General features: G+C 64.2%; 22 protein-coding genes and 1 pseudogene. 10 read left to right on the top strand and 13 right to left on the bottom strand.

Annotated features, from left to right (window positions below):
- Nucleotides 1-156: 156 nt before the first annotated feature.
- Nucleotides 157-1152, bottom strand: coding sequence for a BMP family protein (locus VIQ49_RS17485; RefSeq protein ID WP_331886844.1), 996 nt, complete (start codon nucleotides 1150-1152; stop codon nucleotides 157-159).
- A 167-nt stretch (nucleotides 1153-1319) separates the two neighbouring features.
- On the opposite strand from VIQ49_RS17485, the gene VIQ49_RS17490 reads away from it, so the two are divergent.
- A complete protein-coding gene (locus VIQ49_RS17490) occupies nucleotides 1320-2051 on the top strand; it encodes a GntR family transcriptional regulator (RefSeq protein WP_331886846.1) in 732 nt (243 codons plus the stop codon).
- Nucleotides 2052-2098: 47 nt separating this feature from the next.
- Here the strand turns inward: VIQ49_RS17490 and VIQ49_RS17495 are convergent, their stop codons facing one another.
- Nucleotides 2099-2584 (bottom strand): nucleoside deaminase, encoded by a 486-nt coding sequence (locus tag VIQ49_RS17495; RefSeq protein ID WP_331886848.1) that lies wholly within the window; start codon nucleotides 2582-2584, stop codon nucleotides 2099-2101.
- A 140-nt stretch (nucleotides 2585-2724) separates the two neighbouring features.
- On the opposite strand from VIQ49_RS17495, the gene VIQ49_RS17500 reads away from it, so the two are divergent.
- Nucleotides 2725-3141, top strand: a complete 417-nt coding sequence (locus tag VIQ49_RS17500; RefSeq protein WP_331886850.1) for a hypothetical protein — start codon at nucleotides 2725-2727, stop codon at nucleotides 3139-3141.
- A gap of 151 nt (nucleotides 3142-3292) precedes the next feature.
- Here VIQ49_RS17500 and dmpG read toward each other — a convergent pair whose 3' ends face one another.
- From dmpG to VIQ49_RS17515, 3 genes are read right to left on the bottom strand one after another with little or no spacing between them, the layout of a single operon-like run.
- Nucleotides 3293-4336: a 4-hydroxy-2-oxovalerate aldolase gene (dmpG, locus tag VIQ49_RS17505; protein ID WP_331886852.1), complete on the bottom strand. Its 1044-nt coding sequence runs from the start codon at nucleotides 4334-4336 to the stop codon at nucleotides 3293-3295.
- Nucleotides 4333-5292 (bottom strand): acetaldehyde dehydrogenase (acetylating), encoded by a 960-nt coding sequence (locus VIQ49_RS17510; protein WP_331886854.1) that lies wholly within the window; start codon nucleotides 5290-5292, stop codon nucleotides 4333-4335. Before VIQ49_RS17510 ends, dmpG begins: the two co-directional genes overlap by 4 nt.
- Before the next feature lie 39 nt (nucleotides 5293-5331).
- A complete protein-coding gene (locus tag VIQ49_RS17515; protein ID WP_331886856.1) occupies nucleotides 5332-6120 on the bottom strand; it encodes a 2-keto-4-pentenoate hydratase in 789 nt (262 codons plus the stop codon).
- Nucleotides 6121-6167: 47 nt separating this feature from the next.
- Here VIQ49_RS17515 and VIQ49_RS17520 point away from each other — a divergent pair, with 47 nt between their 5' ends.
- A complete protein-coding gene (locus tag VIQ49_RS17520; RefSeq protein WP_331886858.1) occupies nucleotides 6168-6935 on the top strand; it encodes an IclR family transcriptional regulator in 768 nt (255 codons plus the stop codon).
- Nucleotides 6936-6966: 31 nt separating this feature from the next.
- On the opposite strand, the gene VIQ49_RS17525 is transcribed toward VIQ49_RS17520, so the two are convergent.
- From VIQ49_RS17525 to VIQ49_RS17540, 4 genes are read right to left on the bottom strand one after another with little or no spacing between them, the layout of a single operon-like run.
- Nucleotides 6967-8700, bottom strand: a complete 1734-nt coding sequence (locus VIQ49_RS17525; protein ID WP_331886860.1) for a class I adenylate-forming enzyme family protein — start codon at nucleotides 8698-8700, stop codon at nucleotides 6967-6969.
- A 10-nt stretch (nucleotides 8701-8710) separates the two neighbouring features.
- Nucleotides 8711-9454, bottom strand: coding sequence for an ABC transporter ATP-binding protein (locus tag VIQ49_RS17530; RefSeq protein WP_331886862.1), 744 nt, complete (start codon nucleotides 9452-9454; stop codon nucleotides 8711-8713).
- A complete protein-coding gene (locus tag VIQ49_RS17535) occupies nucleotides 9451-12225 on the bottom strand; it encodes a branched-chain amino acid ABC transporter permease/ATP-binding protein (protein ID WP_331886864.1) in 2775 nt (924 codons plus the stop codon). The genes VIQ49_RS17530 and VIQ49_RS17535 overlap by 4 nt, the downstream gene beginning before the upstream one ends.
- Before the next feature lie 54 nt (nucleotides 12226-12279).
- Nucleotides 12280-13524, bottom strand: a complete 1245-nt coding sequence (locus VIQ49_RS17540; RefSeq protein ID WP_331886866.1) for an ABC transporter substrate-binding protein — start codon at nucleotides 13522-13524, stop codon at nucleotides 12280-12282.
- A 332-nt stretch (nucleotides 13525-13856) separates the two neighbouring features.
- On the opposite strand from VIQ49_RS17540, the gene VIQ49_RS17545 reads away from it, so the two are divergent.
- The 3 genes from VIQ49_RS17545 (at nucleotide 13857) to VIQ49_RS17555 (ending at nucleotide 17022) form a co-directional block, all read left to right on the top strand.
- Entirely contained in the window at nucleotides 13857-14555 is a 699-nt protein-coding gene (locus VIQ49_RS17545; RefSeq protein WP_331886868.1) for a TetR/AcrR family transcriptional regulator, read from the top strand.
- A gap of 309 nt (nucleotides 14556-14864) precedes the next feature.
- Nucleotides 14865-15974 carry a glutamate--cysteine ligase gene (locus tag VIQ49_RS17550; RefSeq protein WP_331886870.1) on the top strand — a complete coding sequence of 370 codons (1110 nt, stop codon included), beginning with the start codon at nucleotides 14865-14867 and terminating at the stop codon, nucleotides 15972-15974.
- A gap of 37 nt (nucleotides 15975-16011) precedes the next feature.
- Entirely contained in the window at nucleotides 16012-17022 is a 1011-nt protein-coding gene (locus tag VIQ49_RS17555) for a zinc-binding alcohol dehydrogenase family protein (protein WP_331886872.1), read from the top strand.
- Between the two features lie 37 nt (nucleotides 17023-17059).
- Here VIQ49_RS17555 and VIQ49_RS17560 read toward each other — a convergent pair whose 3' ends face one another.
- Complete coding sequence (locus VIQ49_RS17560) at nucleotides 17060-17947, bottom strand: universal stress protein (RefSeq protein ID WP_331886874.1); 888 nt, start codon at nucleotides 17945-17947, stop codon at nucleotides 17060-17062.
- A 225-nt stretch (nucleotides 17948-18172) separates the two neighbouring features.
- Between VIQ49_RS17560 and VIQ49_RS17565 the strand changes: the two are divergent.
- Together VIQ49_RS17565 and VIQ49_RS17570 are read left to right on the top strand one after the other, a co-directional pair.
- Nucleotides 18173-18967, top strand: a pseudogene (locus tag VIQ49_RS17565) (ABC transporter permease).
- A gap of 113 nt (nucleotides 18968-19080) precedes the next feature.
- Nucleotides 19081-19557 carry a phosphoribosyltransferase gene (locus VIQ49_RS17570; protein ID WP_331886876.1) on the top strand — a complete coding sequence of 159 codons (477 nt, stop codon included), beginning with the start codon at nucleotides 19081-19083 and terminating at the stop codon, nucleotides 19555-19557.
- A gap of 16 nt (nucleotides 19558-19573) precedes the next feature.
- Here the strand turns inward: VIQ49_RS17570 and VIQ49_RS17575 are convergent, their stop codons facing one another.
- From VIQ49_RS17575 to VIQ49_RS17585, 3 genes are all read right to left on the bottom strand, one after another.
- Nucleotides 19574-20227, bottom strand: a complete 654-nt coding sequence (locus VIQ49_RS17575) for an HAD-IA family hydrolase (protein WP_331886878.1) — start codon at nucleotides 20225-20227, stop codon at nucleotides 19574-19576.
- A 63-nt stretch (nucleotides 20228-20290) separates the two neighbouring features.
- Nucleotides 20291-22126 carry a long-chain fatty acid--CoA ligase gene (locus VIQ49_RS17580; RefSeq protein WP_331886880.1) on the bottom strand — a complete coding sequence of 612 codons (1836 nt, stop codon included), beginning with the start codon at nucleotides 22124-22126 and terminating at the stop codon, nucleotides 20291-20293.
- Nucleotides 22127-22312: 186 nt separating this feature from the next.
- Nucleotides 22313-22930, bottom strand: a complete 618-nt coding sequence (locus VIQ49_RS17585) for a TetR/AcrR family transcriptional regulator (RefSeq protein WP_331886882.1) — start codon at nucleotides 22928-22930, stop codon at nucleotides 22313-22315.
- Nucleotides 22931-23068: 138 nt separating this feature from the next.
- Between VIQ49_RS17585 and VIQ49_RS17590 the strand changes: the two genes are divergently transcribed.
- Together VIQ49_RS17590 and VIQ49_RS17595 are read left to right on the top strand one after the other, a co-directional pair.
- Entirely contained in the window at nucleotides 23069-24145 is a 1077-nt protein-coding gene (locus VIQ49_RS17590; protein WP_331886884.1) for a class I SAM-dependent methyltransferase, read from the top strand.
- Nucleotides 24146-24306: 161 nt separating this feature from the next.
- Entirely contained in the window at nucleotides 24307-25188 is an 882-nt protein-coding gene (locus VIQ49_RS17595; RefSeq protein ID WP_331886886.1) for a crotonase/enoyl-CoA hydratase family protein, read from the top strand.
- Nucleotides 25189-25192: the final 4 nt, after the last annotated feature.

Below are 25192 nucleotides of genomic sequence, written 5' to 3' on the forward strand. Positions count from 1 at the left end.
GACTTGCCGGCGCCGTTCTCGCCGAGAATGCAATGCACCGATCCGCGCTCCACGACCAGACTGACCTCGTCGAGTGCCCGAACATTGCCGTAGGACTTACCGATTCGCTCGAGCGTCAACAACGGGGTGGTTGCTGTTGTCATGGCCGGGATCCGTTCAGTACGCCGTGGCAGTGCCGGATGTCAGCGCCGCCTTGGCGTCGGCCAGCGCAGTGGTGACCGCGGGTTCGCCCGGGCACAGGATGAAGTCACTGCCGCCTTTGTCGGTGGTCAGCCCGAAGGGCACCTGCGCTGCGGTCCAGGTGTCATCGAGGGTCGAGGTCACCGCGTATTCGATCTCCGTGCCGATGTCGGTACGGACGTATCCGACGTACACCGGATTTGCGCAGTCACCGGGAATCGGTCCGCCGACCATACGATTCCCCGATTCTCGGGCAGCCTGTTCGATGCCCTGCTTGCCGAGGTTGACGATCTGCCCTAGGACATTCGCACCGCCGGCGTAGCCGGTTCCGGCGGCCTGCTTGGCTTTTGCCGGATCGTTGAAGTCACCGACATATTGCGGATTGAGAACCCTGACGTCGGGACGGGCGAACCGGGCTCCGTTGGAAAACGCTGTCGCGGCATTGACGATCGCCGGCAGCTCCACACCTCCGACGAAACCGACAGCCCCCGTTGACGATGCAGCGGCCACCGCACCCGACAGGAATTCGGCTTCTGCCTGTTGTGGGTCGTAGTACGCGAGGTTGCCCATCGGTTCGGCGTCAGAAGGTCCACCGATCTCGACGAACTTCACATCCGGGAACTGCGGCGCGACCTTTCGGACGTCGGCATCGGTCTGTCCACCTACCGAGATGACCAGTTCGTTTTCAGAAGCGAAGCGCTGCAATGCTTGCTGATAGTCCGCGGGCGCAACCTGCTCGACATAGCTGAGGTCGACCCGGTCGCCCATCGACTGCTCGATGCGTTGATAGCCGAGGTATCCCGACTCCATGAACCCGGTGTCGGTGATCGATCCCGGGAAGAAGACACCGACCGACAGTCGTCCGTCGCTCGAGTCGGCACCGGACGTGCCGCAGCCGGTCATCGACACGGCGACGGTTCCTGCCGCCAGCAATGCCATGGACATCCGGAGTGTGGTGGGCCGAATATTCATCAATTCTCCTTGTCGTCGGTCCGCGACTAGCGGTATACCGTTAAAGAGAACTGTGCGCGCTGAGTGTTTCCATCCGATTACAGTCCCGTTAGTTATCGGTATACCGCTAACTCGGTTGCGGTTAGACTGGCCTGACCGATCGCAACTCCTGGGAGGAAACCGCACTCATGCCCGTGGCCAAAGAGCCGCCGCGCTCCATATCCGATCGAAAACCGCTGCGCCAGCATGCATATGAGTCGATCCGGGAACAGATCGTCGACCTGCGCCTGGCACCGGGATCACGATTGGTCGAGCGAGACCTCGCCGCCGAGCTGGAGGTCTCGCGTATTCCGCTGCGGGAGGCGCTCCAATTGCTGCAGCAGGATGGACTGGTCGTTGTAGTCCCCCGACAGGGGGCCATCGTGTCGCCGTTCAATGAAAACGATGTTCGCGACCTCTTCGACGTACGAGAGAGCCTGGAAGTGCTCGCCGCCCGGCTCGCCGCCGAACGAGCCGAGAAGGCCGGCCTGAAAAGACTGTCCGAACAACTCGACGCTGCCCGGGCAGCGACTCGGCAGCGGGACCGTCCCGCGATCGCCGCGGCGAACGCCAAGTTCCACCAGATGATCGTCGACCTGGCGGTCAACCCTCTCCTCGAATCACTCCTCCGGCCCCTCGAAGCCCGGACGCAGTGGCTCTTTCACCTCACCAAGGACCGAGATCCGGGCCTCCAATGCCAGGAGCATGAGGAGATACTCGCCGCCATCGCCGCGAACGATCCCGATAGGGCCGCGGAATCGGCGTTCCACCATGTTCATTCAGGCCGAGAGGCCAGTCTGGCGATGGCCGCCAAGTGGTCGGTTGCGAGTATCGATCCGGTGGAGGCAACCAGGGGCCGCCGCCGGACAAAGGCGACCTGACGACGTCCGCACAGCCACACCGGGTCAGACCTGGCGCCTGCGAGTGATCAGGTCGAGGGGCCGAACTTCTGCGAGTACAACGCTTTCATCTCTGCCTCGAACTCGGCAGCGGGACCATCGACCAGCAGCTCCGGTGCGACGGTGTTGATGGACAGGCCGGCCACCGGCGACGGCGGAGCACCCCACTCGTGCAACCAGGACGAGAACTGGGCCGACGACACCACATAGACGATCCGCCCGAGTCCCACCCAGGCATGCGCGGCCGCACACATCGGACAGTGTTCTCCGGAGGTGTAAACGATTGCGGCGGCGCGCTCGTCGGGGTCCAGGTTGTCGACGGCCCACAACGCGATCGCCAATTCGGGATGCCGAGTGTTGTTGCCGCCTTGGACCCGATTGCGATCCTCGAAGAGCGATCGCCCTTCGCTGTTGACGAGCACCGAACCGAACGGCTCGTCACCGTCGGTCAACGCCTCCCGCGCCAACTCGACGCACCGCCGCAGATACCTCCGGTCATCGTCAGAAACTCCCACGTCGGCAACCCTACGACACGGGAGTCGGGTGGCCATGCCGACGGCGGTCCCGCGCATCTGAACCGGCTGACGCCATCTGCAAACATTGCTAAAGTTACGATTGCTGTCAGATCAGCACATTGCTGCTGGAAGGCGCCTGCATGCGAAGGGTCAGAATTCGGCTCGCGACCGCGGCCGCAGCATTGTGCTGCGTGGCCGGTGGAGTGTCGGTCGTGGCACCGAGCACCACCGCTTCCACCGTGTATCTCAGTCCGGTGTACGGCAACCGCGTGCTGATCGTCGAACTGACCCATTTCGAGACCGTCCTCGCTGCTCAACTCGGCGCGGGCCACGTCATCAACGGCGTGATGGGCAACGATCGTTGGGGCCCGATCCTCGACAACGACTCGGCCTACCGAGGAGCCAATCCTCCCCGCCCGTTCCGGGCGCGCGCCTGGAACACCGTCACCGGTCAGCAAGTCATCGCCGAGGCCGCCTCTCACCCCGGAGGCCGTGTTGTATTCGGTGTGTTCCCGGACAACCCCGACGTGCCCCTTTGGGTGATGCAGGACTGGTGACCATGTCAACCCGCCAACGCCGACCGGGCCCCTACTCCCGTCGACCGGGCCCTTCTGTTCATCGAATGGGCCTCTGCCCCAGAAACTTTGATGACAACGGCCCGCTCGGGGCGAATAAGGGCCCGATGGACGGAGGTACCCCGGGCCGCCCCTACTTCTTCGCGGCGGCCAGATCCAGCGCGATGTCGGTGATCAAGTCTTCCTGTCCCCCGACGAGTCCGCGCTCGCCCACCGCCAGCAAGATGGAACGAGTGTCGAGTCCGTACTGTTCGGCTGCGGTTTCGGCATGTCGCAGGAAGCTCGAATAGACGCCCGCGAATCCGAGGGTCAAGGTCTCGCGATCGACCTGGACGGGCCGATCTTGCAGAGGCCGAACGATGTCGTCGGCCGCATCTTGAAGACCGAAGAGGTCGCACCCGTGTTTCCAGCCCTCGATATCGGCAACTGCGATGAACGGTTCGATCGGGCAGTTACCGGCGCCGGCGCCGTGTCCGGCGAGTGAGGCATCGACGCGGGTCACACCTTCTTCCACTGCAACCACCGAATTCGCCACCGACAGAGACAGATTCTGGTGTGCGTGGATACCGATCTGGGTGTCGGCATCGAGAATGTCCCGGTACGCGCGCACCCGCTGACGGACACCGTCCATCGTCAATCTGCCACCCGAATCGGTGACGTATACACAATGTGCGCCATAGGATTCCATCAGCTTCGCCTGCTCGGCCAGCGCTGCCGGCTCGGCCAGATGCGACATCATCAGGAAGCCGGAGACATCCATCCCGAGCTCACGGGCCTTGGCGATGTGCTGGGCGGACACATCGGCCTCCGTGCAGTGAGTTGCGACCCGAACCGAGGTCACACCCATCTTGAAGGCGCGTTCGAGTTCCTTGACGGTGCCGACACCCGGAAGCAGCAGCGAGGTGAGTTTGGCACGATGGACAACCGAGGCTGCCGCCTCGATCCATTCCCAGTCGGTGTTGCTGCCGGGTCCGTAAGTGAGACTGTGTCCGGCGAGGCCGTCGCCATGGGTGACCTCGATCGCGTCGACTCCGGCCCGGTCGAGCGCACCCGCGATGAGGGCGACGTTTTCCGGTGTGATGCGGTGCCGGGTGGCGTGCATGCCGTCACGCAGCGTGACGTCCTGAATGTAGAGGGGCGCACCGTCGATGGCGGACGCTCGGTTGTTCTCGGTCATCGGGCCATCTCCACTGTTGAGTCGGTGAGGTTCGTTTCGGCGATACGCTCTGCCACCTGCAGAGCGGCCGAGGTCATGACGTCCAGGTTTCCTGCGTATGCCGGCAAGTAGTGGGCGGCCCCCTCCACTTCGAGGAAGACCGACACCTTCCACAGCCCCGGACCGACATCGACACCACCGGTCAGGGTCGCCACCGACTCCGCATCGTCGAGCCGGGTGAACTGGACGTCCTGCTTGAGGCGATATCCCGGAACATACGTCGCCACCTTCGCGACCATGTCGACAACCGATCGCCGGATCGCATCCTGATCGGGATCGGTCACCAGCGCAAGTACGGTGTCCCGCATGATCAGTGGCGGATCAGCCGGATTCAGCACGATGATCGCCTTGCCGTGCGCGGCGCCGCCCACCGCCACAATCGCCTCGGATGTTGTTTCGGTGAACTCGTCGATGTTCGCGCGGGTTCCGGGCCCGGCCGACTTCGACGCGATCGACGCCACGATCTCGGCGTAATGGACCGTGGTCACCGACGAAATCGCCGACACGATCGGGATGGTCGCCTGCCCGCCGCAGGTCACCATGTTCACATCCGGTGCAGCCAGATGTTCTTCGAGATTGACCGCCGGAACAACGTAGGGACCGATCGCGGCCGGGGTGAGGTCGATGAGCCGTTTTCCATACGGCCGCAGCGCTTCTTCGTTGGCGACATGTGCTTTGGCCGACGTCGAGTCGAAGATGATCCCGATGTCGGCGAAATCGGGGTGATCGATCAGACCCTGGACACCGCAGTCCACGGTGCTGATACCCATCCGCTTGGCACGCGCGAGCCCGTCAGAGTTCGGGTCGATGCCGACCAGGACGGCGATCTCGACATTCTTGGCCACTCGCTTGAGTTTGATGACCAGGTCGGTTCCGATATTGCCCGATCCTATGATCGCGGCCTTGATTTTGCTCATGAGTCCTGCTTTCGGAATGAGTCGGATGGGACGGTATGGTCAGGCACTGAACACCGCGGTCGCTGAGCCGATACCGGAAATTGTTGTGACATAGGTGAAGCCGGGGGTCACCGCCACCATCGGCCCGAGCGCTCCGGTCAGGACGACTTCCCCCGCGTGGAGGACTGATCCGTACTCGAGGGTGATGTTGGCCAGCCACACGAAGGCCTTCCACGGACTGCCCAGGCAATCCGAGCCTTTGCCCTGCGATACCTGGACCCCGTTTTCGGTCATGGTCATCTCGACGCCGGTGAGGTCGGGAACGTCCTCACGATCACGCCGGTCGCCCAGTACGAACAGTCCGGACGACGCATTGTCCGCAACCGTGTCGGCCAGGCTGATGTCCCAGTTGGCAATTCGGCTGTCGACGATCTCGAATGAGGCATAGACGTCGGATACGTACTGCGGCGCGTCGGCCTCGGTGATCGGCTCCGTGATGTCGCGGGAGAGGACAAACGCGATCTCGGCCTCGATTTTCGGTTGCAGCAGACGGCTGGAATCCACCATTGCGTCACCGGAACAGTCCATGTCGTCGAGCAGTACACCGAAGTCCGGCTGGTCGACGCCGAGTTGCCTCTGCACCGCCGGGGAGGTCAGGCCAGTCTTGCGGCCGACGATGCGACGGCCCGATGCGACCAACGCATCGACGTTGAGGCGTTGAACGCGGTAGGCCGCATCGACGTCGGCCCGGCCGATCAGGTCTCGCACCGGCTCGCACGGTGTGCCTGTCTGGGTTGCCGTAGCGAGCCGATCCGCCGCAGCCCCGATCACGTGTTCTTCCGTTGTCATGACAAGGAAGATAGGACCCATCCGAACCGCTGACTAGGATTCATCCCATGAGACGGGACGGAAATATGTCGCAGCTCGAGAAGTCGGCGCTATTGCTCGGTTCTTTCCCCGGTGGGACCGCACTGACCCTCGCCGAGGTGTGCACCCGGACCGGGCTGCCCCGGTCGACCACTCACCGCCTACTGGTCGAACTGAGTGAACTCGGCTGGATCCAGCGCACCGGAAACAAGTTCGAACTGGGCATGACGCTGTTCGAGCTCGGCGAGCGGGTCTCGGTGAAGCACCGGCTCCGCGTAGCCGCGATGCCGTTCATGCAGGATCTCTACGCCGTCACCGAACAGACAATTCACCTCGCTGTCCGCGACCAGTACGACGTGGTCTACATCGAAAAGCTCCACGGGCACACCTCGCAGCCCTTGCCTTCGCAAGTCGGTGGCCGACTCCCCCTCACCTGCACTGCGGTGGGAAAAGCGCTCCTGGCGTTCGAATCCGCCGACTTTCAGTCGGACGTACTGTCACGCCCACTGCGGCGCTACACCGAGAACTCGATCACCGACCCGAGGACATTGGACCGAGAACTCGCCCAGATCCGCGACCGGGGCGTCGCGACCGAACGTGAGGAGTCAGCACCAGGGAGCTGCTGCCTCGCCGCCGCTGTGATGAAGGGGGGCAAACCCATCGCCTCACTGTCGGTATCCGTGCCGAAAGATCGGTTCAGACCCGAACTGCTGGCTCCTGCCGTGCGGACAGCGTCACTGGCACTGGGACGAATCCTCTCCCGCGACGGCTCGGACCGTTCGGTCCCGGACCGATAGCCCACGCGGCCGAAGCCGACATCCACTCCGGCTACGTGACCGACGCCGTGGTGTGGTGCCGGTCCAGATACGTTGCACGCAACGTTCGTTTGACGAGTTTTCCGGTGGCATTTCTCGGCAACGGCCCGGCGTCGAAGATGATCTCTGCCGGAATCTTGTACCCGGGGAGCGATTCGCGCGCCAGATCGCGGATGTCGTCCTCGGTGGCCGACTGACCGTCTCGGAGCGTGACCACCGCGACCAGTCGCTCACCGAGTCGGTCGTCCGGAACACCGAATGCGGCGACTTCCACGAACCAGTCACTCGCGATGAGCACATTCTCGACCTCCACGCAGGAGATGTTCTCGCCCGCTGAGATGACGATGTCTTTGGCCCGGTCGACTATGTAGACGAGACCGAATTCGTCGATGTACCCCAGATCGCCTGTGCGGAACCAGCGGCCGGGTGTTTCAACAGCTGTTCCGTCCGGCCCCGCGTAGCCGGCCATGACAAGTCCGCCGCGGAGCTCGAGCTCACCAACACTGCCGGGCGGGACCTCGTGGCCGTCGGCGTCCATGACCCGCGCATCCATCGTCGGACTCAGCGGGCCCAGCGTTTCCGGGAAGGATCCCAGTAGCGCACCGTTCGCCGTACACACACTGCCGCCGGTTTCCGTCATCCCCCACCCCGAACTCCGCTGCGCATTCGGCAACGTGGTGGCAATCTTGCTCTTGACGTTGGACGGCGTGACCTGCCCTCCCGGAACCACATTCATGAGCGAGCCGAGCCGTTCCGGAGCCGACGGCTGCATCAGCAACTCGTCGACCACCATCGGCGGGCCCGCCATCAACGTGAGCTTGTGCTCTTCCACGAGTCCCGCGGCCAGTTCCGGATCCCAACCCTCCATGGTCGCGACCAGGCCACCCGATTCCATCGTCACCATCAGCGCCGCAAAACCCGAGACATGGAACAGCGGGAAGATCAGCAACGACGACATCTGTGGCATGAATGCGCGTATCTCGTCCACCGAGATCCCGTACTGTCTCGCCGCAAATCTGAGGTTGCACTCGAGTACGTATCGCATGTTGAGCACAACGTTTCCGAGATTGCGATGAGTCAGCAGAACACCTTTCGCCCGGCCTGACGTGCCGGAGGTGAACAGGATCATGCAGACCGATTCCGGAGCGACCCGGCACCGGGCACCGTCCTTCCCGGCGCCCTCGATCAGTTCCGGGAGTGTCGCGATGTCGGCGCCGTCGATCGGTTCGGTCGAGATCAACACCGAATCAGACGCCGATTGATCGATCAGCGCGATGCGCTTGGGGTCGGCGATGATCACAGAACTGCGCACATCGCTTGTGGCCACGCTGATCTCAGCTCTGCTCGAACGACTGTTGTAGAGAACCGCGACCGCACCGATTCGGGTGATCGCGAACAACGACACCAGGTAGTACGGCTGATTGGCCATCATGATCCCCACCCGATCGCCGGGCCCGATGCCGTGAATCTCCGAGAGCGCCCCGGCCAACCGACGTGCGCGCGAGAACACCTCGCCGTAGGTCCAGGCTTGCTGCCTCACCGTGAGTATGTTGTCGGCATACCGCTCTTCAATGGCCTCGACAACATCGTAGAAGTTCTCCGCCACCTGCTTGTAACTGCGGACGGTTCCTCCCGACTCCGAGACCTCCACGGTTTCGAACGGGGCCCCCACAGCCGTCAACTCGCGTTCGATCTCGCGGTAGGTTGCAACCACCAGTTCGGCTTCTGCCACACCGTCGTCCGTCACTCAACTTCTCCTAATCAGCGTGCAGGCGGCCGTCGCCGCCGGTTTGCCCGAGATACGCTTTCTCGATCCTGCTCACGTCGTTCGACAGCACCGTCGCATCGTCTTCGAGACTCACCTGACCGTGCACCAGGACAACAGCTCGATCTGCGATTCCGAGTGCCAGTCGCACGTGTTGTTCCACCAGCATCACCGCCGTCCGCTCGGAGGACGCAACATTGCGCAAGACGGTCAGGATCGACTCGACGACAACCGGCGCCAGGCCCATACTCAGCTCATCGATGAGGAGCACTTTGGGTCGCTGCACCAGGGCCCGGCCGATGGCAAGCATCTGCTGCTCCCCGCCGGAGAGCTGACCGGCGGCGAGATTCAGACGGGCTTCGAGCGCCGGAAAATACTGCAGCACTTCATCGATCGCGGAACGGGCCGCGGGTCCACGCCCTCTGATGGCAAGACGGAGGTTCTGAGTGACCGACAACTTCTTGAACAATGCACGATCGTCGGGAACCAAGACCATTCCCCCGCGCACCGCTGCACGAGGATTACCGGACCCGAGCTGCTCTCCGGCCAGCGACACCGAACCACCAAGCCGGGGAAGCAATCCGGCCAGCGTCATCAGCAAGGTCGTCTTGCCCGCGCCGTTCGGTCCGAGGAGCGCGACGATCTCACCCTCGGAGAGAGTGAGATCGAGGCCGCGCACGCACGGACTCCTCCGAATATGGCCGGCATCCAGGTTGTCACAGGACAGCACACTCATGTCGAAACCTCGTCCGTAGCGACAGAGCCCGCGGTCTCCGTCATGTTGTCGCCTTGTCCGGTGGGCGAACCGAGGTAGGCGCGGATCACCGCGTCGTCGGTTCTGACCTCATCGGGTGTACCGCTGGCGATCACACCACCCAGGTCGAGCACGATGACACGATCACAGATGCTGAGCACCAGTTCCATGTCGTGATCGACGAGCAGCATGGTCGACCCCATTGCGCGAGCCACTTGCAGTCGCTCACCCAGCCATCTGCTCTCGGTGCTGTCGAGCCCCGCCCCGGGCTCGTCGAGCAACACGACGACGGGCCGCCCGGCCAGGACTCGGGCCACCGAGACCAATTGCCGCTGTCCCTGCGAAAGGTCCCCTGCAGCAACATGAGCCAGATGTTCGATCTCCAACAGGCGAAGGACCGCGCTGACTGTCTCGGAGGTATCGCCGCCACCGCGGACCGCCCCGACCGTGACATTCTCCGCAACCGACAGCTCGTCGTAGAGCTCCAGATCCTGGAAGGTACGGCCGAGTCCGAATCGGCTGCGGCGGTGCGGTGGCAGTTTCTCGATCTCGTTGCCATTGACCGTCACTGCGCCGACGGCATCGGCAAAGCCGCCGATTGCGTCGATGAGCGTGGTCTTACCCGCACCGTTGGGACCGATCAGTCCGACGATCTCGCCGCGTCGCAGATCGAAACTGACGTCGTCGACCGCGCACACGGGACCGTAACGGACGCTGATGTTCCGGACCGACAGGACCACATCATCGCCGGTGCGACCCTCGGGCGCGAGAGGGATCTCCTTGTCGACCGCGGGCGCTTCATGCGCACCGGGCCGGAACGCGCCACGGGCGAATCCGGGGATCCGAATCCGATGCAGATAACCGGCGAGTCCGTCGGGGCTGGTGACCACGACGACCACCAGCAGGATGCCACTCGACAACATGTAGTACTCGCCGAAGTGCAGATAGCTGTCGCTCAAGTAGAACATGAGGCCACCAGGTGCCAGGACTCCGGCGAGCAATCCGCCGGACACGGAGGTCACTCCCGCGACGTAGATGACGGCGAACAGGGCAATGCCGGCGAACACACCAAAACTCCCTGCGGTGGCCAGAGTCTGCTGATAACCCAGCAACGCGCCACCCAGACCTGCCACGAAGGACGCGATGGCAAACGCGGCGAGTTTGGTCATCCCGACGTTGATCCCGGCCGCAGCCGCCGATCGCTCATTGGCCCGGACCGCCAGCATCGAGGCACCGAAACCGCTGCGCCGCAAGCTCGCAACCCCGAATGCGACGAGGACCAGGAAGACGAGACACACAATCCCGAATGCCAGTTTCGGGTAGCCTTCACCGGCGCCGATACCGACGTCGATCCCGAACAGTGTCGGCGGTTCGATAGGCGCACCTTGCAGACCGCCGTTGAGAGTGGGGTTGCGGAACCAGAAGGCCTCCAGGAACACCGCCAGTGACAGCGTCGCCACCATCAGTGGCAGTCCACGAACACGCAGTGCCGGCAATCCGACCGCGACTCCGATGGCCATCGCGGCCACTGCCGCCAGGATCGGCGCGATGGGAAATGGAACCCCCAGATCTGTGGTGAGCCTGGTCAGGCTGTACGCGCCGACGCCGGCGAGAGTGAGCTGGGCCAGGGAAACCTGACCGGCATAGCCCGTGATCACCACCTGAGAGAGCGCGATGATGCCGTAGATCATCGAACAGACAACCGCGAGCCTCAGGCTCCCCGACGTCGAGAACAGGGCGACCAACCCGACCGCCAGGCCAACCGCCGTCCCCAGCACCAATCGCTGCGGCCGGGGCGACCGGCCGAGATCTTGACGTGTGACAGCACCTCGTCCCGGTAGCGGCTGTCCCCGAACCAGGAGGAAGACGAGGATGAGAAGCAACGGAACAGCTTCGGCGACGCCTGCCTGCGGAAACCAGTCGACCGTCGACTGCAGATTGGTGGCCTCGGACTGCAACATACCGATCATCAGCCCGGCGCCGACCGTCAGCGCCACACTGGTGAAGTTGCCGACCAGTGCGGCCGCGAGTGCCGGCACGATGAACATCGAGTACGCGACCGGGTTGAGCGGGACGATCGGCGCGATCACCACACCACCGACGGCGGCGGTCGCCGAGGACAGAGCCCAGTTGCTCACCGCGATCCGGTCTGGCGACAGGCCCGTGACCAACGCGCCCTTCTCGGACTCGGCCGCCGCTTCTGTCTGGAGCCCAAAGCGGGTGTAACGCAAGACAAGCCCGCAACACACGGCCAGACCGACAACCACCACCGCCAGCCACAACCGATCGGTGGGGACCACGGTGTCGCCGATCGAGAGCGTGTCGAGTTCGAAGATGGGACCAACGGTCGGCGTGTCGACACCCACCCGCAGCGCGATGATCGCCTGGATCACCAACATCAAGCCGATGGACGCGACCGCCTTCGCCAAGGCCGGCGCCGTGCGCATCTGCCGAAACACCAACAGGTAGAGGATGACTCCCAATAACGCGGAGATGACAACCGACAACGCCATCGCCGGGATCACGTCCCACTCCCTACCGAGGTCGATTCTCGCCGGCAGGCCCGGTATCGGGTTGAGGAGTTCGCCATGTCGCAGGAACGCGTAGGTGTACACCGCGTAGAGGGCGACTGCACCGGTCGCGAAGTTCACCACCCCGGAACTCTTGAATGTCATCACGAGGGCGAGACCGAGAGCGGCGAAAACGGCCCCGTTGCCCAAACCCAGGAGAAGAAAGGAGAAATGCTGTGTCATCTGGTTGCCCTCGACCGGGGGCCGCAGCGACGTGCGGCCCCCGCCCCGGTAGATCTAGCCGTTGTTGACTGCGACAATGTTTTCGAGTGTTCCGTCAGCGGTGACGTCACTCGCGAGAATTGCCTTGCTGCACAGCGCACGAAGCGGCGGGAAGGCCTTTCCGTCACATGTGAAGGTCAATCCCGGTGCCGCGGGGAACTGAAGATCCTTTGCCGACTCCAACGCCGCGGTGAACAGCTCCGCGGTCACCGGACCGGTGAGCGACTTTCCGACCTCGCCCATCGACATGACCACCTGGTATCCGGTGTAGGCGATGCCCGCCGGATCGGTGTCGGGTGCGTACTTCCCCATGACGTCCTTGTAGAGCTGGACCGAGGGATCATCCGAGTCGAGGACGACTGTGGTGAATGCCTTGGAACCGGCGATCGACTGCTGGCCAACGCTTTCCGTCACCTTCTCGTCGAGGCAGGTGGAGATCAGATACTTCTTCATCGTCGGCGCCGCGGTCTGCAACGCCTTGATCGACGAGATGCACTGCGACGTGTCACCGAGGATCGTGACGGCATCGGGCTTGTCCGCCAGTCCGGCGGTGATCTGCGGGGTGGGATCGGCGGTCCCGGTCGGGATGGTGACCACGTTCAGTTCGATTCCGGCCCGGCCGAACAGCGGTTCTCCGAGTGCCTTCACCGACGCGGCAGCGTCGCCGCTGTCCCCGACGAAAACGGTGAACTTCTTGACGCCGTCCTGAGCGGCGATCGTTGCCTGCCCGGTCATCACGGCAATGATGCCGCCCGACAGCATGAACGAACCAGGCGTGACCATCTCCACCTGGGAGACCGGGGCCTGACCGACGTATGGGATACCCGCGCCGGTGACGATCGGCACCATCACAGCGCCCTGCGCGCCCAACGGCGTAACCGTTGCGACGACATTCTGCTCGACCATCTCGTTCGCACACTTGGTCGCCGAGGCCGGCTCTTCTTGCTGCTGGCAGACAACGAGGTCGACCTTGTGCCCTCCGATGCCGCCGCCGTTGTTGTTCAGATACTCGACCGCGGCCTCTGCACCCTCGCGAACCATGGGCAGGTTCACGGCTCCGCCCTCCGGGGCGATCAGACCGAGTTTGATCGGATCCCCCTCCGGCGCATTCGCGGGCAACGAGATGCTGGCGGCAGCCGAGTCGTCCGAGTTGGATGACGAATCGCCACAGGCCGCAACCGCGCCCAGCACCAATAGCGAGGCCGCTCCGATCGCGGCGGCATTGCGGGCGCCGCGGCGCAGTGAAAGTGTTGTTTTCAAGTGGGTCCCTTCAGAGTGTGGAACGCGACTGACCAGGGCAATCTGCAGTCAGAGAGAAATCGAACGGCCAATGATAGGGGCGCCCATACGAGGTCTCGGCAAGACTGTAACGCGTTACAGAACGGGGAAATCAGGAATCGGCGAAACCGGACGAACTCCGTTCGCCGTGCCTGTCCGACACCCCGTTTCCAGGCCCGTCGGGTGTACCGTTTGGACGTCGCGAGGCGTCGTCAACACGCACTCGCGCCGCCGGACAGATGCCGGTGTCCGATGGCATCCCCGCCCGGGACAGATCTGGCACTTTCTGCGAACAGCGCGCGAACGAGGAGAAGATGGCAACCGCGAACTCGAGAAAGGCGGCAGGGATCCGCCGGCCACGCGGGTCGATCTCGGCCGAGGAAATCGTCACCGGGGCATTCGAGGTCGCGAACAAGACGTCGCTCAGTCAGCTGAGCATGGCTTCGCTCGCCAAACATCTCGATGTGGGCGTCGCGAGCATGTATTGGTACTTCCGCAAGAAGGAAGATCTCCTCGACGCGATGACCGAACTCGCGAGCGAGGAGTACCACGCAGCGACGCCTTCGGTCACGGCAGACAACTGGCAGGATGCCCTGCGCAAGCACTTCCGGAAGATGCACCTGACATTCCAGGACCAACCGGTACTGCTCGAATTGTTCCTTCTCCGCGGCAGAACAGGACAATTGAGTCCGACATCGATCCGCGCCACCGCAAACAAACTCAATTCGCTCATCACCGAGATGGTCCGGGCCGGATTCACCTCATCGGATGCCCTCGAGGTGTATCTGTCCCTGTTGGCACATGTGTGCGGCGCAGCAATGATCGAACATCACGGAGTGTTCTCGGGCGACGGCGGCGGTGGGCCCCGCAGCGACACGAACAGCGCTCTGACCGCTCCGCTGTTCCAGGAACTCTCGGAAAAGGGCAGGCGCATCGACGATGTCGAGGAGACGGTCTTCGATTTCACATTCGAGGCGATCCTCGCCCATGCCCAGAAGATGATCTCGAACTGAGCCCGGCGATGAAGCGATCCACACCTCCCGACCGGCTGAGTCGATTGGTTCGCGACAACGGCAAGCCGGTCGATGAGCATGCGCCTCAGGACACCGATCCCCGTTCCCGGGCGGACGATCCGCATGCTCCCTGGCCGGTGCGCCGCGGCCGGCGCTCCGCCCTTGCATTCAAATTCGCTCCGCATGCCTGCGCGTGCTCCTGTTGCAACCGGCGCGTACGCAGGCGAGCGGAGCGAATTCTTGGGCGGCGGGATTTTCGGGTACTCCTCTGTTGGCTCCACAAACGGGGGCCGCGGTCAGGAGGATCCGATGAGCAGCAGGATGGATGCACCCACGTTCGGTGTCGAGGAGGAATTGCTGCTGGTCAACCCCGACACCGGAGCCCCACTCATGGAGGGCAGCGCGGTGAGCCACGTCGCGAAACTGCTGGGTCTGGATCTCCAGTTGGAACTCACGCCCTGCCAGATCGAGACCGCAACACCCGTACTGAACACATCCGCCGAACTACGGCGACACCTCCTGAGCAGTCGGCGGACCGCGGAATCCGCGGCCCGTGAGGTGGATGGACGCGTACTGGCCTGCGGGCTACCACCGATGTCCGGTGATATCCGGCCGGTCTCCAGAACCGACCGGTACGAGCGCCTGGCGGGCAACTTCGGCCTGCTCGCACGCGAGCAGGGGGTTTCCGGATGCCACGTCCACGTGGCGGTCCCGGACCGCGCACGCGGCATCGCTGTGATCAATGCTTCCCGGCGCTGGCTACCGGTTCTGCTGGCGCTGACCGCAAATTCCGCCCTGCACAACGCAACCGACACCGGGTACAGCAGCTGGCGGATGGTGCTGTGGTCGAGGTGGCCGACCGCCGACACTCCGCCGCACTTCGAATCCGAGAACGACTACGACCGGGCCGTCGCCAGGATGCTCGAGGTCGGAGCGGCGCTCGACGAAGGCATGATCTATTGGGACGTCCGGTATTCCGGAAAGTTCCAGACCGTGGAGTTCCGGGTCTCCGATGTGCCGGCCACCGCCGACGAAACCGTCTTGTACGCAGCACTTGTCCGCGCACTGGTGATGACCGAACTCGCCGACATCGAACAGGGCAAAAGTGCAGCGCCGGTGATCGACACAACCTGGCTGCGGCTCGCCAAATGGCGTGCCGCCCGCGACGGCATCACCGGGATGTGCCCAGACCCGTTGAGCGGCAACATGGTCGAGACCCGCGTGGCCGTCGATCACCTGGTGCGGTTTGTGTCGCACGCACTCGATTGCCTCGGTGACCACACGATGGTCACCGACACCATCGACAAGGTGTTCACCTCCGGCAACGGCGCCGTGCACCAGCGCCGAGTCTTCAACCGGGCCGGGATCAATGCCGTCCTCGATCATGTCGCGGCGCGTACGATCGCAGACACGCTGTGACGCGGGCGGTCGGATCAATCGAGCCGGAGGTGAACGGATGCGTGCATGGCGAGTGAGGAATCCTGGTCCTGTCGAGGGCTCCCCGATCGAGTTGGTGGTCGAATCTCGACCGGTCCCGGCCACCGATGAACTGCTTCTCGCCGTCGAGGCGTGCGGGGTGTGCCGGACCGACCTCCATGTCACCGAGGGGGACCTCCCCGTGCACCGGCCGGGAGTTGTCCCCGGCCACGAGATCGTCGGCCGCATCGTCGAGATCGCCGACGGCACAACAACGGACTTCCAGGTCGGTGAACTCGTCGGAGTCCCGTGGCTGCGCCACACCTGTGGCACCTGCGCCTACTGCCTACGGGGTTCGGAAAACCTCTGCCTGAGTTCGCTGTACACCGGATGGGACCACGACGGAGGGTATGCCGATCACGTCGTGGCACCGGCCGACTACGTGCTGGCACTGCCCTCCGGTTACATGCCCACCCAGCTGGCTCCGCTGCTGTGCGCCGGAATCATCGGATACCGCGCACTGAAACGAGCCGAACTCCCACCAGGCGGCCGGCTGGGCCTGTACGGCTTCGGTGGCAGCGCCCATCTGGTGGCTCAGGTCGCGATCCACCAGGGCGCGAGGGTGCACGTGATGACGCGCGACCGGAAGGCGCGAGATCTCGCGCTCGAACTCGGCGCCGCCTCGGCCCAGGACACCTACGATTCCCCGCCGGAGCCCTTGGACTCGGCCGTCGTCTTCGCTCCCGTCGGCGACATCGTGCCCACGGCACTGGAAGCACTCGACCGCGGCGGGACGCTGTCCCTGGCAGGCATCCACATGAGCGATACCCCACCACTCGACTATCAGCGGCATCTGTTCCACGAGAAGAAGATCCACAGTGTCGAGGCGAACACACGGTCAGACGCCCGCGAGTTCCTCCAGTTCGCCGCCCAGCACCTCCTCCACATCGAGACGACCGAGTATCCCCTGACCGAGGCACATACCGCGCTCCGTGACCTCAAGGCCGGCCACTTCGCCGGCGCGGCCGTCCTTCGGCCCGATCTGGATTGAGACCGCTCCGGTCGGGGCACAGGGCGACCGGGTCCGATCACCGGGCGGTGGGCACGATCATCACCGGAGTCTGCACCGTGTGGAGCACGGCCTGACTGGTGGAACCGAACAGCATCGTCGGTCGCACGCCACCGCCGCGGCTTCCCATCACGATCAACTGCGCTTGATCGGCCGCGCGCACCAGATGCCGCACCGGCCGATCGCGGACCGTCTGCCGGCGGATACGAACATCCGGGAACTGTTCTTGCCACCCGGCCAGACTCTCTGCGAGCACCACGTCGTCATCGGCGCCGGACGGAACGTTCGGCTCACCGAGTCCACCCGACGCGGAGTGCCCGGGATCGAAATCGATCAGGGCATGAACCGCAACCAGTTCGACGCCCCGGATCGACGCCTCGGTCAGGGCATGACTCAAGGCCGGTTCGCTGTGTTCGGTGCCATCGAGACCGACCACCACCGGCAGTTCGGCTGCTGCTGTGTGGTTGTCCGCTTTCACCACGGTGATGGGACACCGGGCGTGGGTGACGATGCTGGTACTGACCGATCCGACGAGACCGCCTCTGAACTCCCCCAGCCCACGGGAGCCGAGCACGAGCATCGCCGACTCCTCCCCCAACGTCGGTATGACGTCGGCAGCCGAACCCGACTCGATCAAGGTGCTGATCGCGAGGTCTCGCGGACCGGCCACCTCAAGGGCAACCTCGGATGCCTCTGCCAAAGTGTGTTCAGCCTGGCGGCGGACGATCTTGGATCGATCCGAACGCAGATTGATCGCGTCTGCCAGGCTGGGCAATCGATCCCTCAGCGCCGTGACGATTGTCAGAGGCACCGCCCGAAGAACTGCGTCGCGGGCCGCCCATCGCACCGCGGCGAGAGAATGTGCCGATCCGTCGACACCGACGATGATCCGCTGAACATGTGACATGGCAGCACCTTTCAGGCGAGCACAACGTAGGACTCGAGCGTGGTTACCGTATCCGGCCCCTCCAGTGTCTGCGGTCGGGGCCGCAATGCCAAGGGTCGTTGTCCCCGAGTCTTCGATTCATCGACCCGGCGCCGGGCAAACCACTCGGCACCGGCGACGGCTACCGTCGTCACACAGGCTCTGACCGGTGCCTCGGGCCCGCTTGTTGTCACAGGCGAGATCAGGATGTCGGATACCGTCGTTCACATCGGACCTGTGCTCGCGGTCGCTGTGGTCCTGCCGGCGATCGTCGCCGTGCTCGTCGCCTACGTGGGCCGCACCGGGAGGGAATGCGCAATCGCCCGCGCGTCGGTTCGCGCGACCATCCAGTTGGGATTACTGGCACTCGTTCTGGGGGTCCTGGTGCGCAACTTCTGGGCATCGGCCGGATTCATCCTCCGTGATGTCGGTGATCGCGGCCTGGACCGCAGCCGGCCGGGTCACCGGTCATCGGTCATCGGTCATCGGCCCACCCTTCAGCAGATCTGGCGAACCCGGCTTCCGGTGGCAGCGATGACAATCGTGGTTGTCGCCACGCTGGTACCGGTGGGAGTTCTCCCGGCGTCCGGGCTGGCCGTGATCCCCGCTGCGGGCATCATGATCGGCGGTGCGATGAACACGACGTCGTTGACCGGGCGCCGGGCGTCCGACGAATTGAAAGCCCGTCACGGCGAAGCCGAGGCGGCTCTGTCTCTGGGGTTCTCGAAATATGATGCCAGGATGGAGATTTGCCGCGCCGCGGCGTAAACCGCTCTGGTGCCGTCCATCGACCAGACCTGAACCGTAGGCCTCGTGACGATTTCCGGCGCGTTTGTCGGCATGGCGCTCGGCGGGGCATCGCCGGCCGACGCCTCGGTCATGCAGTTGTTCATCCTGATCTCGCTACTCGCGGTGTGCGCGCCCGCGCTGGTCCTGACAACCGAACTGGTCGCTCACGGCAAACTCTCCGACGTCCACTCTCACCTCACCGCACCGCACTGAGCGCGGCTCCGGAGTTGTCACAGGCGCCTGGCTGAGTCCCCCGAAAGATTCTGCGATGCAACCGAACCAGTGCGTGACCGAATTGCCACCCCGGGATGTGCAACGATGGTTCGATGGCGGATCGAGAAGTGTTGACCTGGGACCTGTTCGGGCAGGCGAGCCGCGAACTCTCGCAGACGATCGCAGATTCCGGGTACGTTCCCGACGTGGTCCTGGGGATCGCACGCGGCGGACTGCTGCCGGCCGGAGCCGTCGCCTACAACCTCGATTGCAAAGCGCTGTTCACGATGAACGTCGAGTTCTACACGGGTTTGGGAACCACTCTGGACGACCCCGTGATCCTGCCTCCGCTCCTCGATCCGACCGAACTCGACGGGCGCAGCGTGCTCGTGGTCGACGACGTCGCCGACAGCGGGCGAACACTCGAGTTGGTCCACACCTTCTGCAACGATCACGCCTCCGAGGTACGCACCGCGGTGGTGTACGAGAAGCCGACGTCGGTCATCCGGGCCGACTACACCTGGCGCCACACCGAGAAGTGGATCAATTTCCCGTGGTCGACGCTCCCGCCCATCACGACGCGACGATAGCTCTGGAGCCACCGGCTCAGGCGAGCGCCGCCACCGCGTCGAGGTCGAGTTCGTCGACCCCACCGATCACCAGAGCGGCCGCCTCCAGAGCATCAGGCGCCGGCGGGTATTCGGGGCGCGGCGCGGCAATCAGCACCAGCCCGGCCGCGGTTGCCGAGCGCATACCGTTCGACGAGTCCTCGATGGCGGCACAAGCCGAGGGTTCGGCACCGAGCGCCGTAACCGCGTGCAGATACACATCCGGAGCGGGTTTACCCCGTTCGAGTTCCTCGGTCGACACCGTCACCTCGAACAGGTCTGTCCATCCTGCGCTGTGCAGGACCGCGTCGATCAGCCTGCGCGGTGACGAACTCGCAAGCCCCAGCCGCCACCAGTCCGCACACCTTCGGACGGCGTCATCAGCGCCCGGCAGCACCGGCAGATGCTCCTCATAGCGCGCGACCATGTGATCTATGACGATCTGCGCCACCTCCGCCGGCGGTCTGCCGACGCCGAGGTCGGCACTGAGATACGCCGCCCATTCCGGCGTGCTCATACCCATCAACGCCGTTTGGGCTTCGGGAAGCCATCGACCGCCGTGCTCGGCAACCACCTCCCGGCGAACCTGCTCCCAGATCGGTTCGGAGTCGATCAGTACACCGTCCATGTCAAACACCACTGCTCGGATCACTCGCCCATCATCTCCCGATCACCTCCGGATGCGCCCGGCGGGCCGCACGATCCGAGGTCGAGATCACCCGAGGTCGATCACCGCGGGGCCCGGCGAGTCGGCGTAGAGGTCGCCGATCGTGTCGGCGTATTTGGTCGCAATCGGTTTGCGCCGCAACTTCATCGTCGGGGTGAGTTCCTCGCCGCCGGGGTCCCACGCGGTCGGGATTATTACAAATCGTTTGACCTGCTCGACGCGCGACAGTTTGGCGTTGCCGGCCCGCACTGCCTCCGCGACTTCCTTGACGATCTCCTCACGGCCGACAAGATCGGCTATCTGCGCTGAGGGTTCGCCCAGAGCTTTGGCGCGCAATGCACAGATGTCGGGATCGAGCGCCACCAACGCCGTGACATACGGCTTGTTGTCTCCGATCGCCACCACCTGGCTCACCAGCGACGAGAAAGCCTTCACCGCGTTCTCGATGTTGCTGGGCGCCATGTTCTTACCCGACTCGTTGATGATCAGCTCTTTTTTGCGATCAACGATGGTGAGGTTGCCGTCGGCGTCGATGGTGCCCACATCGCCGGTTGCGAACCAGCCGTCGGCATCAATCGCTTCCGCGGTTTTCTCCGGCTTGTTGCGATAGCCGCGCATCACGATCGGCGCGCGCACCAGGACTTCCCCGTCCTCGGCGATCTTGAGTTCCACGCCCCCGACCGGCTTGCCCACGGTTCCGACCCGCAGGTCGTCGGCCGACGTCTTGGTGGCCGCGCCGGTGGTCTCACTCAATCCCCAGACCTCGATGATCGGTATACCCAGTCCGACAAAGAACCCGATCACTTCGACGGGAATCGACGCGGCGCCGGACATCGCCATCTTGAGCTGATCGAGGCCGAGTGCCGCCCGCACCTTGGACAGCACCAGCTTGTCGGCGACCTGATACTGGACGTCCAACACCTTGCCCCGCGGCCGGCCGGCCAGGTCGGCCTTGGCCGAGCGCGCCGCGACGTCCAGCGCCCACCCCGCCAGTTTCGACTTCACCGGGCTGGTCTCCTCGGCGAGTTTCATCTCGATGCCGGCCTTGATCTTCTGCCAGACACGCGGCACCCCGAAGAACACCGTAGGCCGGACGTCCGGCAACGCGGCCGCGAACTCCCGTGGGTCGGCAACTGACGTTATCTGTATGCCACGCAACTGATTTGCGCCATGCGACGACACCCGATCTGCGATGTGCGCGGCGGGGAGATACGAGATGATCCGATCATCGAACCCGGCATCGAGTTCGGCCGACACAGACTCCGCGGCAGCGATCACGTTCCGGTGGGTGATCTCCACACCTTTCGGCGGACCGGTGGTACCCGAGGTGTAGATCAGCGTGACCAGGTCATCGGATTCGATTGCACGCCAGGCGGCCTGAAAGTCGAACTCGTCGTCGGGTCGCGCTTCGACGTCCTTCAGTTCGAGTGCACCCTCCGCCGGGCCGTCGACCACGATGATGTGCGCCAGATCGGCGCCGGACCGCTTCACCACCGGGATGAACGCCTGCTCCGTGACCACAATTCGGGTGGCGGCGTCGGTGAACAGGTACTGCAGCTGCTCCGGGGCGCTCGTGTTGTACACCGAGAACGGAACCGCGCCCAGGTGAGCGATCGCGGTGTCGACCAGGTGGAACTCCGGACGGTTCGACAGCATCAACCCAACAGTGTCGCCGCTCCGAACGCCCAGCGTCACCAGCCCCAGCGCGATGGCCTCGACCCGATGGGCGTACTCCCGCCACGTGATCTCCTGGATTCCGCCCGGGGTACGCAGGGCCACCCGGTCGGGATGCATTTTCGATGTGAGCTGAAAAGCCTCGACAGTGGTGTGAACAGCGACCCCCGACGCATGGTGGAAGACGGTGTCTGTGGTGTTCTCACTCATCTGAACTCCTGACGGTCCGGCCGACCGGACGGCTGACCTGCACCGCACACGGCGACGCGATATCGGACATGCCTGTACCGAGAACTTAGCCCCGGCGTCGCCTCCGCGGTGCCGCTTTCGTCTGATCGGACGTCCGACTCCGGGCGACGTTCCCGGTGCTCTCACGCTCGCGTTCCCGGCCTCGGTTCAACCAGGGCCGGACTCGGACCTGGCCCCGGCCCGGGCCGCGCGAGTGCCGTCGATGTCCGCCCCGACCGTCCCCCGGATCAATCGCGATGCCATCACCTCGAAACGGTGGATCTCGCCGTAGGGGCGGGTGGTGAGCATCGCGCCCTCGAGCCCGCCGATGATCGTCTGTGCGGCCTCCTGCGCCGATCCGGAGAACGCCAGCTCGCCGCGGTCCCGACCGCTTTCGAGAACCCCTGCCAACCACCGCTCGTTCTCGTCGAAGAAGTCGACCACCGCCACGCGCATCGGCTCGGGGAGCACATCGTAGTCGGCGGCGAGCATGCCGCACAGGCACATTCGGCCGTCCCGCAGGACCGACTCATGGATCAGCACGAATTCGGCCAACGACTCGGCCGCCGGTGCGCCGGCCGCCGAGATCTGCTCGACGGTGGACCGGAACCGCGTGCGGTATCGGTTGATCAACGCCAGACCCAGGTCGGCTTTACCTGCGAAGTGGTAGTGCAGACTGGCCTTGGAGATGCCCATTTCGTCGGCGATCTGGGCGTAGGTGAACCCGGCGAAACCACGGACCTGCACCAGTCTTTCTGCCACATCGAGTGTGCGCGCACTCGTCACCGCACCCGTACTCCCCGCAATTCTCGCCACACGCCGCTCCACGTACATCAATGTGATTCTTGTCACTAATCTACCAGAAGGTTAAGATTGTCGAACGACCGCGGCATCCCGGTCGCGGCACCTACCTAGGAGTAGATCGTGACCGCAACGGAAGCACATCCCGTCGATGACGGGCGCCTCGAGCAAGTCCTCGGCCAAGTGGTGACCGACATGGGCGCGGCCGTCAATGCCGTCCTGGTGATGATCGGCGATGAACTCGGCCTCTGGACCGCCATGCGCGATGCCGGACCGATGACCGTCGCCGACCTGTCCAAGACCACCAGCGTCAACGAGAAATACCTGCACGAATGGCTCGCGGCCCAGGCCGCCAGCTCCTATCTCGAATACGACGCGAACGCCGAGACCTTCACCCTGTCGCCGGAGCAAGCACTGGCCTTCGCAGACAAAGACAGCCCGGTCTATCTCATGGGCGGCTACCACATCCTGAGCTCGGCCTTCCATGATCGGGACAAGATCACCGAGGCATTCCGTGAAGGACGCGGATTCGGTTGGCACGAACACGATCCCGAACTCTTCCTGGGTACCGAACAGTTCTTCCGTCCCGGCTACCGCACGCACTTGATCTCCGAGTGGCTGCCCGCCATCGACGGCATGGCCGAAAAGCTGGATCGCGGGGCCGTCGTCGCCGACATCGGTTGCGGCCATGGGGTTTCCACCGCGGTGATGGCAAAGGCGTATCCCAATTCCACGTTCCGCGGATTCGACTATCACGCGGCTTCCATCGACCGTGCGAAAGAGCTCGCGGGCGAATCCGGACTGAACGGCAACACCACCTTCGACAAGGCCTCGGCGAAGGACTTCCCCGGCGAGAACTACGACTTGATCTGCTTCTTCGATTGCCTGCACGACATGGGCGATCCGGTCGGCGCGCTCAAACACAGCCGCGACGCACTCGCGCCCGACGGCGCGATCATGCTCGTCGAGCCCTTTGCCAATGATCGGCTCTCGGACAATCTCAATCCCGTCGGCCGGATGTACTACGCGGCATCGACGTTGATCTGCACACCGTCATCACTCGATCAAGAAGTCGGTGCCGGCCTCGGCGCCCAGGCCGGCGAGCACCGGCTTGCGCAGATCGCCGCCGACGCCGGACTGACGCAATTCCGCCGGGCCACCGAAACACCGTTCAACCTCGTGCTCGAGGCCAAACGCTGACAGCTCGCCCAGGTCCGGACCGGGGTTTCGACCATCGCGTGGCACCACGACATTACCCGTGGGTAACATAGGTGGCCGAAGGCTTTGCGCCGCCACTTTCAGGCCACTGACCACTGTGTCCACGCGGCGCAGACCCGAATCGACCCCTGAAGGAGAACGTCATGTCCACTCCCGACACCACGTCCGGACCGGTACCGTTGACCATCGCAGCCGACCCCGCCACAAATCCCGCCGCGGACGGTTCGGTCACCTACCGGGTTGAGCAGACCTCGTTCGGCCCGATCGCGCACGTCCAGCTGAACCGGCCCGACAAACACAACGGCCTGACGTTGCCCCTGCTGGCCGGCCTCAGCAACGCCGCCAAACTCGCCGCCCGGGACAAAACCTTGCGAGCGGTGATCATCAGCGGTGCCGGCAAGTCCTTCAGCGCCGGCCTCGACTTCGCCAGCCTCGCCGGTAAGGAAAAGAGCATCTACCGGACCTTCATCCCCAATCTACTGTTGGGGGACAATGGTTTTCAGAATCCCGCTTGGCAATGGCGGCGGGTCCCGGTGCCGGTGATCGCCGTGGTGCACGGTCACTGCTACGGCGGCGGACTGCAGATCGCGCTGGGTGCCGACTTCCGTTTCGCCGCACCCGACGCCGACTTCTCGGTCCTCGAAGCCAAGTGGGGCCTGATCCCCGACATGTCGGCGTCGGCATCGCTGTCGCAGCTCACGGGCATCGACATCGCCAAGCGCCTCACCATGACCGGCGAGATGCTCTCCGCTGCCGAGGCCAAGGAGATCGGACTGGTCACCGGTGTGGCCGACGATCCCCTCGCCGCCGCCATGGAACTCATCGAGAAGATCGCGGCCCGCTCGCCCGATTCGGTGGCTTCGACAAAGCGACTGTTCGAGAAGACCTGGTCTCGGTCCCCGCGCTTCTCATTCCCCGTGGAGCAGGTGCTGCAGTTGCGTCTGCTGCGCGGTGTGAATCACGCGATCGCTCGCAAGGCGGGCATGAAGCGGGAGACGCCGGTGTTCAAGGTCCGTCAGGTCTGACCGA

Source organism: Williamsia sp. (genome assembly GCF_036566845.1).
GTDB lineage: Bacteria > Actinomycetota > Actinomycetes > Mycobacteriales > Mycobacteriaceae > Williamsia.